The sequence below is a fragment of the Halobacillus sp. ABH2_015 genome, assembly GCF_056158945.1.
The window spans coordinates 13,513-25,184 of record NZ_JBSWUG010000004.1 but is presented as its reverse complement, the minus strand read 5'-3'; the positions used below and the strand labels follow the sequence as shown (position 1 = coordinate 25,184).

The following is an 11,672-nucleotide window of genomic DNA, read 5'->3' as shown; positions in this document are numbered from 1 at the left end:
GTGTCACGCACCCCCTCCAAACAAATTCAGCTCTTCTTGTGAGACATCAACGTTCATTTTGATGTTCTTCACAGACGATATGGAGAGTAAGACTTGTCCTGTCTGCAGGAAAGGAATTTGATTCAGCTCACTTTCGTTCAGCTGGCCAACAAAAACCTCTTTCAGCTTGTTTAAAGACTCACTGTCCTGTTCTCCGATGAATTTGTACTGCGTTAAGCTGAACAGCTTCTTCACTTCTTCAGCACTGCTCTGATCTGCATTTTCAGGTACGAAGTCCGTAATCAGATGACTTGCAAAGAAGATTCCACCGAAATACTTCCTGGCTTCACGCATGAAGCGCTGAAGGTACTGAACACCATGTTCCGAACCTTTCCTTGTATTGATGATGTGGTGAGCTTCATCAATCAGAATCAGGTACCTCACAGCATCTTCAAAGTCCAACCGATGCTTGTTGAAGGCCTGAAATTGAGGTTGTCCATTGTTCAGCATTCCGTCCCACAGCATGTTCATGACGTTAAACAATTGCGCCTGAAAGATTTCCGGCTTGAGTTCAGACAGGTTTCTTAAAGGGAAAGAAACGAAATACTCATTATCAAAGTTCTCAATGCTGGAGTGGCCATCAAAAAGGTGCGCGTAGTTCTGTACCAAGTTGGATATATTCAGCTCAATATGCTCCAGCCGTTCCCTTTTGACACTTCCCAGATTTTCATAGACTCGTTGACTCTCTACGTCTTCATACAGTTGAGATCGAAGGTACGCTAGAAAATCACTGAAGGTTGGATATTCCTCTGCTTTTCGATCAGTGATGTGATTCGTTTCATTGGCGTCGGTCCAAAGGCCATGTTCAACGTACAGATTCCTCAAAAGGTTCTCATACTCCTTAATTTCTGCGTTTGTCGTGTCCGGATTAAGGAAACGGTAAAACACACTCATCTTACTTAGGTGCTGGGTAAAGGACAATCTCTCATTGGCCGTCCCGTCATCATTAGAAGCTGTTTTATACACTTGCAAAGGGTTGATGATCCCATGTGACCCATCCAGAGCGATAACTTTACCACCTAAAACACGAGTGAGCTCTTCAAACTCCCCAGTGATATCTAAAATCCTTACCTTATGGCCTTTCACAGCGTTATCCAAAGCTACTTTCTTCAATAGCGTGGATTTACCGGACCCCATTTTTCCAATCATAAGAGCGTTGTAGAACTTTCTTTTCTGGTCTTTATGGAATAAGTCGAAGATTACGTTACCGTTCGTATCCGTGGTCCCGTAATGCGTACCAAAAGGGTCATTCAAGGCTGTGAAGTGGAAAGGAAACCCTGCAGCTAAAGATAAGGAAGGGATTTCCACACCTTTCCGTTTGTTCGGATACTTCTGTTGGGTTGTATAACTGGTGAACATGCCTTCCCATTCATACTCCTGTTCATTCAGAAAAACACTGCCCCTGAAGTTCAAGGATTCCAACGTATCGATGACTTCCTTCACCGATCGTTCCAACTCATCAATCGTTTTTGCACTGACAAACAAACGCAGGATGATGCGTTTCAGCACTTCTCCCTGACGTACCTCGTTATATATATCCTGCAGCTCATCATAGCTTTGAGAGGCTTCAATCAAGTCGGAAGTATCTTTGGCATTCTCCCCCCTCACCTTTTGCTCTGCCATGCTTTTATTGATGTTATCCATGACTTCTTTACGATTCGGAGTGCTGATATCCAGACTTGCTACTACGTTTGGCATGTTCATAATCTGCTCTAGCCAGAAGTCCGTCACAATGGTTTGAAAGTCGTATACATGGATACTAGTTTCATAGCCATCTCCTTTACGGATATAGGCTTCATCAAACTTGATTCCACCTTGACTTTGAATCTCAGACAATAGATATGGGTTGTAACCATACGCCTCTTTTTCATCTTTTTCTTCGACATTAGACGGTTTGATTTTGTTTATAATCGCCTGCAGCATGTTACATCTCCCCTCCTGCCGTCTTGTTCTTAGAGTTCAAATTAAACAGCTTATAAAGGATGTTGATTTTCTTTTCATCACTCAGTTTAACGACTGGTAACACCATATTGACCAGGCGATCGATATTGTTGATTCGTGAGTGTAAAGTGTACTCATCATCAGCATAGATGAACATGTAGTACTCCCGATTCGTCCGTTCCTTTTCTATAAATTGAAGTTCTTTAAGCTTTTGTTCGAGAAAGAACCTGTATTCCTTCTTCGTTGTTTTATCAAGCTTTTGTAATATGTGGCGCTGCTGAGTGCTCGTATCTACCGGGAAATTCAACGGGATGATTTTGATGTCGTTCAAATACCACTGATAGAAATAAGCCAATGTGTAGATGTTCTTCTCTTTATCAGCGTTATTCAGAGCATAAATGTCCTTTGAGGTCAGCTGTACGATATCAAAATACCCTTCTTCATGATTGAGTTGGAAGTACCCATTAGCTGTAATATCAATTAATGGCGACAGCTCTGCAAAACTGGACTTAATTTTCACTTTTCTACTCTTTTTATCCTTTTGCTCCTGGATATTCGATTCATCAAAAACGGTTGTCCTTTTCTGTTTAGGTGAACGATCCAGTCGGTTTTTGGTTTGTTTTTCATCAAATAAAGCCATCAATCTTCACCTACAATCTCGTTATTTTCATCAGTCTCATCCACTTCGTAATCGATTGCTACATAGGTGTCTTTTCTTCTCCTTAACGAAAGGTATATCGCTTCATACATTCTCTTTTTAGGGTTGGTTGCAGGCCTGACAATCATCAAACCTGCAACAATGATCATGAAACCGTAAAACAACCAGGTGAAGGAAGAGTGAACAACGTTGCTTAATACAAACGTTAGAAGGAGTAACCCAACTAATATCGCAAGATCAGTCAGGTACAAGGCTTTATTAATCTTAAGCTCACTGGTAACGTTTTTCGGGATCCTGTAGTTAGCCACATTCACACTCCCTTATTCCTTGAATTTTTTCACTTGTTTTTTGAAGTTCCGTCTTACAGCTTTTCCGGTATTTCTTCCGATTTGATAGCTTTGTTTCGTGTTTTGAACGGTTTGACTGTCGTTTACTCTTCGATGCACCTTATCTCTTACGACTTGCCCTATGTGCCTTTCTTCAACGACTTCATGATTGTTATCATTAATCACTTCGCCTTGACCTGAATCAGAACTTATATCCTTCGTAACGTGTGTAGTATTGCTTCTTGACTGCTCTATAGTGGATGAGCCACTACCACTAGATGAACCACCTCTGTTTGGTGTAGAACCTCCAGCCCCTCTATCTGAAGAATTTAGAGTTTGAGGAGAAGGTGAAGTTCCTTTTCTTTCAGTGGTGTTTGTAGATGATCTTTGTTGTGATACAGGACCTGTTTTAGCTTCCTCACCGTTCGTATAGCTTTCAGATGCCGGAGACGGCCCTTGTGAAGATCCTCCACCGGTTGCCGTTCCTCTTGTGGCCGGACGTGGCGCCGTCTGATCTACTTGAGATCCTCCAGACACGTTTGATGTCGAGGACGATCCTTCCTGGGCTGCTGGCCTTTGGGAAGATTCCCCACCGGTTGCCGTTCCTCTTGTGGCCGGACGTGGCGCCGTCTGATCTACTTGAGATCCTCCAGACACGTTTGATGTCGAGGACGATCCTTCCTGGGCTGCTGGCCTTTGGGAAGATTCCCCACCGGTTGCCGTTCCTCCTGTGGCCGGACGTGGCGCCGTCTGATCCACTTGAGATCCTCCAGACACGTTTGATGTCGAGGACGATCCTTCCTGGGCTGCTGGACCTTGGGAAGATTCCCCTCTGGTTGTCGTTCCCCCTGTGGCCGGACGTGGCGCCGTCTGATCTACTTGAGATCCTCCAGACACGTTTGATGTCGAGGACGATCCTTCCTGGGCTGCTGGACCTTGGGAAGATTCCCCTCTGGTTGTCGTTCCCCCTGTGGCCGGACGTGGCGCTGTCTGATCTACTTGAGCTCCTCCGGACACGTTTGGTGTCGAGGACGATCCTTCCTGGGCTGCTGGACCTTGGGAAGATTCCCCTCTGGTTGTCGTTCCCCCTGTGGCCGGACGTGGCGCTGTCTGATCTACTTGAGCTCCTCCGGACACGTTTGGTGTCGAAGACGTTGCATGGCCCATAGCACCATTTGAACTAATAGAAGAAGCTGATTCTGTTTCACTTGCGTCAGGGCTGTCACCAGGTGCACTTGCTACTCGTTGCCCTTCTGAATCACTCACTGAAGATAAGTTTTCGTTACTGGTTCCACCAACTTCAGAAGGAGGTTTATTGCCTTGTTGAGCTGATTGGCCATCGGAATTCTTACCTTTTGCTTTATTGGATTGTCCACCTGCATAACCTTTTTGTTTCATCTCATCATGAAGAGAGGTTGGAGAATTACTTCCTTTCCCTCCGTTCCCCTCTTCGCTCTCACTTTCATTCATTTCATCATGAATGGATGGAGCGTGTTCACCAGTTTGACTACTCTCTTCCATTCCGGCAGCCACTTCGTTCTCTGAACCTGTAGTGTTTTGTTCATTCATGCCTTGATGCTCTTGACCATTTTCATGGTTAGATTGATTGGGTTGGGACGTTGATTGATTGGTTTCAGATTCATTGCTTGGCGAGTCTTTGCTCATCAACCCTCCAACAACACCACTTGCTCCTCCGGCAGCCACGGCTGATTTACTCCCAACCGATCCAATAGCATTCTTAGTCTTATTCGCAACATTTCCAGCACTCATGGCAGCACCTCCGGCACCCTTGGCTAACGCATATGTTCCTGCCAAGGCTCCCCATCCAGACTTGAGTCCTGCATCAATTCCAAAGAGCCTTTCAACTATGTTAGGCCCATCCACAACTGCAGCTGCAAATCCAATCATGGCAATCAAGTACACAAACCCATCAAACGTTTCTCCAATCCATTCTGTTCCGATGATGTAGACTTTCATGCTTAAGAAAACCATGATGGTAACCAGGAATATATTTAAGATGTTTTGAATAACCTGCTTCATTTTCTGCCCACTGTGCATATCCGTTGGTGCTACAAAACCTGCAAGTACATAATTAAACGCCAACTCAAAGAAGAGCTTGGCAAGCTTTACAGCGATTGTTACTAATACAAAGCCCATAACTAAAAGTGTTCCGATCATATTGATCCAATCCACCGTGTAACGGTAGTAATACTCTTGAGTAATGTCTGAAATCCAGTTCCCGTCCTCCAGTTCAATCACTTTCCTCGAACCATCACCAAGAGTCTCGATTTTATTACCTAGTATTTTTTCACCTTTAGATGTTAGCTCTTTTTCGGCATTAATTTGACTCCCACTCGTCAGATAAGAGTTGATATTAATATCCGTAGCGTATTCAGATTGAATATTGTTATTATTTTCAAGGTCAGGAGATTCCCAGCCATCTAAATCATAAAGAGAGATATCAATGATGTTATCCGTAATTACTTTAGAAGCAATTTGCCCTCCATCGCTACCCGAATAATTAATGGCGTTAATGGCTTCATTAGTAAATCGATCAGCCTTCTGCATGCCAGACCCTAAAAGTACAATAATAATCAAAGCCATAACTAAATTCGTAAACACACCTTCTCGATTGAATTTCTTCTGGAAAATCATCAAGTAACCGATGTATAAAATGTTAAAGGCAAATAAGATAACCAGGACCGGTTGAAATCGATCTATAAACTCCACAAATTCAGGATGGTTATAAAATAGTTTCAACCCTAATATGGTGTCTGTAATATTCTCTAAAGCTTCTACAATCCACGCTAAACCTTTAACACACATCCACAATATCCAACGAAACATGTCCTGCATGATTGTTCCTTTTGTAAGATATTCGCCAAATTCTAATAGCTTTTCCAGAACTTCCTCATCACTCATTTCACTCCCCCTTTCTCTTAGTTTTCGTACAGGAAGTCGTCTATTGAGGAACTAACGGTTTCATCGAATTGATCGACAAGGATCTGATACTTCCTGGTTCCAGGGTCCAAATGTATCTTGCAGTACCCATCATCTAGTTGAACAATCAACTCGTTTTCCTCTAAGTGTTCTTCATGTTTCTCAATGACATCCAATACGTTTATTTCTTTATGAAGTCGATATAGGTTGTTTTTCAACGGCTTCAGCTCCTTCTTCGCTGTCCATCTCCCTTAGTTTCTCAACCTTGTCGAAGATGACATTATAAGTATTAGTTGCTAACTTATTCGAATCTTTAAGTTCTTCTAGGAGATTCAAAAATCGGGATACATCCATGTTAAACAGGTCATCTTCAGTAATATCTGTCTCAGTAAGAACGTTGTTCTTCATAAACGGGAAGATATTGTCTTGACCCATAAGTTGGCCAATACTTTTCTCTTGTGACTTTGTAGTCATTAAATCGTCCCCATTACCTTCCGAATCATCTAAGGAGTCGTCTTCAACTCCTTGAACATCCTCAGGCTCTTTATAGAATAAATAAAGCACTTTACGAAGATCTAAATCATCATGCTTACAAGGGATGTTGAGGTCATTGATAGAAATTGACGTGTCGAAATCATCAGAAAGGTATTGATATCGATACTTCATCTGCGTTTCTCCTGTATTGTAGATTGGATATGCGGTAATTTTATTACGTCTCTTATCCTGTCTCTTTATCCCTCGAACGACGACCATTTCTCCTTCTTCCAATTGAAAAAGTTCGGTTGCATTCAATAATCTGCGCCCATCTGTTCCTTCAGTTTTATTCTTATCGAAGGATAAGGTGCTGCCACTTCTACTCTGTGAGGTAATCGTTTTTTCTCCCAGTTTTTTCGATATTTCTTCAGCTGTATCATTATTTGTAGTCAATATATAAATTGTATTAGCACAGTTTCCATCAATGGTTTCCCATTGCTTTTCATACTTCTGTTTTAGTTGAGAATACGCTTGAATGACTAAGTTGAACTTGATGTTTCTTCCAAGACAAACCGTAATCATGGATCCCATATCATCAATGGTTGGCATGTTACCAAATTCATCGAGTATAAAGACTACATCTCGGATACACTTTCCACCTTTAGTGTTACTGGCTGTACGAGCTAACTCGGTATAGAGCTGTTTAACATAAAGAGAAGCAATAACGTGCAGTGACGAATCATAATCAGGTGTAATCATGAATAAAGCTGTCGGTTTTTCAAACTGTTCTAGCCGTTTAAGTACTATCCTGTCTTTTCCTTCACCGTTATCTTCTATGGTCCTATAAGTGACTAGGCCGTCACCTCCGTTAATGTCCATCACTTCAATTTTCAAATTGATGGAACTTTCTTCAACTTCAAGGTGAACATGATCTCCTATCTTAAGGTGTTCATCATGGTTAATCGAGAACAACCCTTTATCATTGGTCCGAATAGATGACTTTCCATTCGGAAAGTGGATATTTACTCGGCTTAGAGGTCTGGTTACTCCCGAAACAATCTTTCCGAATCCAATCTTCTTCATCTCAAAGCTGTTCATAGAGGTCATTTTTGCAATCGGAGTTAACGTGAAGATACTCATTTTGTCAAAAGCATTCGCAAATATACCGGCTACTGTCTGGCCAGCTCCACTCGCAAATTTAACGGTGGCATACTGCAATCTTGCCGGATGTTGTTCTGGAAGACTCTCAAAAAATTTATCAAGACCTGTTTTTATGTCACCTGTAATCTCATTAACTTCCTTCTCACTAGCAAGGGTGTTCAGCGTGCTTGCCACCGTGTACATTGTGACCTTTTCTTTATTGTGAGGAATGTTCTTCTCACATAACCCAAGGATTAAGGCCGTACATAAGGCACTTGCACTATCCTGCCAGAATTTATCTTTAGCACTAGGATCACTGTAAAGCATATTACTTATCGTTTTGGTGTACTGCTCAGCCTTAGTCATATCTCCCTCTTCGTAAGCATCAATGACTAGCTGGAGTAGCTGATATGACATGGATTGAAGAGGATTGTCCAAGTTAAGGACTTCTACGTGATAACCTCTTCTCTCTAACGTTTCTTTAGAGCTTGCAAAAAGCTCTCCCTTTGGATCATTAAGCACCATAGAAGCTTTTTTCTCAGCTCTTGAATAGATATCAATCATGGGGAAAATACCCATTTCACCTTTACCTGAACGAGTGGTACCAATCCAAAGATTATTGACTGGTGAATCATCAATGAAGACTTTATCCTTGTACCTGGAAATAGGAACTCCACCTTTACCCTCATAAGTCTTTTTCTTTTCAGGTACGGTTCGATATTGTTCTTTCAACTCCTTTAGAGTTGTAAACCTGCTTGTTCCCTTGGTCCCACTAGTTTCTAAATCCTTAAAATTTGTTCGCAACTTATAATACATCGTGCCTCCTAAGATGAGCGCTACGGATACTAAACCGAAGTATATGTTTGTCGGTAATATACTAAAATTAAGGATTAAAGCACTTATTGAAAACTCCAGTTCAGACACTTTCAAAAATGAGTCACTGCTTAAAACGTCCTGTACATTGATAACAATTAAATTAAGTACTGTATTGGCTAGAAAAAACATGCAGGCTACGCCGATGACAGCAATGGATATGTGAACACTTCGCTTCTTCACTGTTGGATCACCCCTCACTCAACAAAATAAAAAGACACTCAGGTTGAGTGTCTAACGTCAAATTTGATCTATTTCAGTTTGTAATTCTTCCTTCTCCTCTTCCAGATCATCTTTTTTGTCATCTTTTGCTTCATCCATTTCTTTGTTGATGTCAGCAATCGCTTGATTCAACTGTTCGTATTGAGCAATCTTTTCACTCAATTCATCACTGTTGTTATTTTCTAATTCAGCTTTAGCTTCCTCCACGTTTCCGGTTTTCAGAAAAGCATAGGTTTTTTTCTCACTTCTTTGGGTCGTCATTTCTACATTTTGAATGGATAAGACCTTATTAAAGTCTTCTTCAGCATAAGCGATATCAAATTTCGCTTCATTGGTTGGATAACCTTCATCAAACTCTTTTAATACATCAACACTTTTATTATTGGAAAGGAATGTAGCAGCTAATTTAGGATCCCCACCATAGAGATCTACTAACTCACTAAACTTCTTTTCATCAGCTAAGTACCCTGCGTATATACGCTTTTCATTCGACTTTAAATTGCTTAACTTCTTCGCAGATAAATACTCGTTTAAGGTTTTTTCCTCCCCTAAAAGGGCATTTTGATACTTATCAATAACGTCTGTTTGCTTTTCCTTCTCAGCCGATAATGCTTGGTATTCGTTATTGAATGCAGAAATCTGAATAAAGAAAAATGCCAAAATCCCTATAGAGGACAACGCAAAAAGTGCTCCAAGGCCGTAGATTGTCCGCCTCTGCCACCTCTTAAGACGAGACACCTTGGATTTATCTAATTTACCAAAAATCTCACTGTCCAAGTCCTCTTCTTTCTTAAGATCTTCTTCCACTAACTCCTCAAGTTCGGCCATTAAAGCTAAGCGTTTCTTTTCCTTTTCTTTACTAGTCTTTATTACCGGAAGCTTTTTCTTAATATGGACAAATAGGTTGGGAGCAAAATAAGAACCGAACTTAAAAGTTCCAGAGTATATAGCTTCACCATTGTTTTCTTCTTCAAGTAAATAAAATTCCCCATAAATCTCTTGTTTCTTCTCACGCATTTCCATTTCCAGCTCTTGCGAGAGCTTAACAGCTTGTGGAAAGGGTATTTTTTCAAATTTAACGATCTTAGAGTTTTCCAATTGAGTAAACACTACATATAGCATTCCATCAACCTCCACAAACATAATAAAGCCACACTGTTTAAAGTGTGGCTTTACATGTATTTAGATATTAATTGCTGAATTTTATATTGCTGTCAATTCCGGTGGCGATACCATAAGCCCCCATGACTACAATGAGCCCTACGGCTCCCCCTAGGAACCATCCTACCGAGCGACCACGGCCTCTGTCACCACCGAACATTAAGAAATACCCACCGATACAAAATGCTATAGCCGCACCAATTAGACCTAACCTCTGCGCCCATCCAAGGATCGATTCTCCTGTTGAAATAAGGCCGTTCATACCATCGGCAGCCATCAACATAAAATTATTGAACATGATCTTCTCTCCCTTGTATGTTATTTTTCAGTCTCTGAAGCGATAAGTGGACCATCTTCATTTGAAGGATACTCTTGGGACTTCTTATCGCCTTGCATCTTCATGTAATCCATTAAATTTTCATCAATATACTCAGCATGCTTGTCATGTAACCATTCGTTGTAGCTCTCTCCGTATGCTTCCATGATTTGCTTTGCAATATCTTTCTTTTCTTTTCGTTCTTTAGTCGATACTTTGGCCATATCACGATTCTCCTTTATTTATGATCTTGAATGAATTGTTTTAGAGTTTCATGATTTCCTTCTTTCATAAGTTCTTCTGTTACCTCTAACTCACTGACCGGTTGGCCGTCTTCAATATATGCAACCTTCTCATCTGGAAGATACAATTCTATTAGACCACTATCCTCATTAAACTGTTCATGGACTTCATCAGGTGAATCTAAATCGTTATAGTAAATCAATGTTTCTCCCTCTTCTTGAAAAACCTCTTCAATTACGGAAATGTAATTACGTTCTTCAGCGTGGAAGTCACTTAATATATAAGCAAAGCCTGTAAAATCATCCTGAGTAATTGTCTCTTTAAAGTCCGCATACTCCATTTTGTTTAAAGGTTCACTTCCGCAGCCAGCAAGAATAACTGCTGTCATTAGTAGGAGAAACAAGCTTTTGGTTATTTTCATAGTAAGCACCACCCTTTTTTGGGTTATTTTAACACAAGGAGAGTGGCTTCTCCGTTTACTTTATGGCTGGAAGTAAGAACCCTAGGGCAACGTGTCAGTTGAATAACTGCTTGCCAATGCACGACGTTTTTGGCTATGTACGAAGAACCAGTATGACAGCGCTTCACTTTTTAAGTGACAAGTTTTTGGAATCGAACCTTGCTAACCCCTTCATTGTTGACTCCCCCATACACGCTGGATATGTGGAAGCACCCATATGTAATTTTCTATATATTGAAAGGCTAAAAAGCCTGTTCAATCAGCTTTTTTCTTAACATAAGTATATAACTCATCATTTGTATGCTTTCTTTTGGCTATTACGTTTTTATGATGGTTTACAGCTGTACGCACACGATAATATATATCTGCTACAGGTTGTATGTTTCCATTTTCCTTGTTAATGGCAAGTGAGCCCTTTAATTCGTATATTTCATTGTCAAAGGTTTTTACTGAATTAGCTTTACATGACAGATCAACATGTGAAAGTCTTTTCTTACTCACTATTCATCACCTCGGAAATTTTTACTCTATGTGATAATTTCACTCTTATCTACATATTGGAATCCTTTAATGTGTTTAAATTGGATTTTCCTTGTATCATTTTCCTCTTCTCTCAAAATAAGGAAATAATTCTTAAAAATAAACAAACGTTTCGCCTGTATTTTTCTACTAGAATCATAGACCACAAAAACAATCGGTTTCGATAATCTACCGGTTTCTTCGTCATACTTAATATCCAATTTATTCAAAGCTTGATAAAATTTGGTAACTACATCCATCAACAACTACCCCCATTGTACATGTTAAATACTGGAAACTCAATCCGTTTTACAGAAAAGTATTTCAAATTTCAGTAAATTAGACTGTGCTTCTAGGTTA

At 40.5% G+C, this 11,672-nt stretch carries 11 protein-coding genes; all 11 read right to left on the bottom strand.

Annotated elements, in window-relative coordinates; genetic code table 11:
* Nucleotides 1–3: 3 nt before the first annotated feature.
* The 11 genes from ACXAD6_RS20175 to ACXAD6_RS20125 all read right to left on the bottom strand — a co-directional run bounded on the left by ACXAD6_RS20175 (nt 4) and on the right by ACXAD6_RS20125 (nt 11,572).
* On the bottom strand, nt 4–1,962 hold the full coding sequence (locus tag ACXAD6_RS20175; RefSeq protein WP_474970517.1) for a VirB4 family type IV secretion system protein: 1,959 nt from the start codon (nt 1,960–1,962) through the stop codon (nt 4–6).
* Nucleotide 1,963: 1 nt separating this feature from the next.
* The gene (locus ACXAD6_RS20170; RefSeq protein ID WP_160890315.1) at nt 1,964–2,620 is read right to left on the bottom strand and encodes a hypothetical protein; all 657 of its coding nucleotides are present in this window, start codon (nt 2,618–2,620) and stop codon (nt 1,964–1,966) included.
* On the bottom strand, nt 2,620–2,946 hold the full coding sequence (locus ACXAD6_RS20165; RefSeq protein WP_160839932.1) for a DUF5592 family protein: 327 nt from the start codon (nt 2,944–2,946) through the stop codon (nt 2,620–2,622). The genes ACXAD6_RS20170 and ACXAD6_RS20165 overlap by 1 nt, the downstream gene beginning before the upstream one ends.
* 12 nt (nt 2,947–2,958) lie before the next feature.
* A complete protein-coding gene (locus ACXAD6_RS20160) occupies nt 2,959–5,886 on the bottom strand; it encodes a pLS20_p028 family conjugation system transmembrane protein (RefSeq protein WP_474970516.1) in 2,928 nt (975 codons plus the stop codon).
* A gap of 207 nt (nt 5,887–6,093) precedes the next feature.
* Nucleotides 6,094–8,574 carry a VirD4-like conjugal transfer protein, CD1115 family gene (locus ACXAD6_RS20155; protein WP_474970515.1) on the bottom strand — a complete coding sequence of 827 codons (2,481 nt, stop codon included), beginning with the start codon at nt 8,572–8,574 and terminating at the stop codon, nt 6,094–6,096.
* Nucleotides 8,575–8,631: 57 nt separating this feature from the next.
* The gene (locus ACXAD6_RS20150) at nt 8,632–9,735 is read right to left on the bottom strand and encodes a hypothetical protein (protein ID WP_474970514.1); all 1,104 of its coding nucleotides are present in this window, start codon (nt 9,733–9,735) and stop codon (nt 8,632–8,634) included.
* A gap of 67 nt (nt 9,736–9,802) precedes the next feature.
* A complete protein-coding gene (locus tag ACXAD6_RS20145) occupies nt 9,803–10,072 on the bottom strand; it encodes a hypothetical protein (protein ID WP_160890311.1) in 270 nt (89 codons plus the stop codon).
* Nucleotides 10,073–10,092: 20 nt separating this feature from the next.
* Nucleotides 10,093–10,314 carry a hypothetical protein gene (locus ACXAD6_RS20140; RefSeq protein ID WP_160890310.1) on the bottom strand — a complete coding sequence of 74 codons (222 nt, stop codon included), beginning with the start codon at nt 10,312–10,314 and terminating at the stop codon, nt 10,093–10,095.
* Between the two features lie 14 nt (nt 10,315–10,328).
* On the bottom strand, nt 10,329–10,754 hold the full coding sequence (locus tag ACXAD6_RS20135) for a hypothetical protein (RefSeq protein ID WP_160890309.1): 426 nt from the start codon (nt 10,752–10,754) through the stop codon (nt 10,329–10,331).
* 294 nt (nt 10,755–11,048) lie between these two features.
* Nucleotides 11,049–11,294 (bottom strand): hypothetical protein, encoded by a 246-nt coding sequence (locus ACXAD6_RS20130; RefSeq protein WP_337194118.1) that lies wholly within the window; start codon nt 11,292–11,294, stop codon nt 11,049–11,051.
* A 26-nt stretch (nt 11,295–11,320) separates the two neighbouring features.
* On the bottom strand, nt 11,321–11,572 hold the full coding sequence (locus tag ACXAD6_RS20125) for a hypothetical protein (protein WP_160890308.1): 252 nt from the start codon (nt 11,570–11,572) through the stop codon (nt 11,321–11,323).
* Nucleotides 11,573–11,672: the final 100 nt, after the last annotated feature.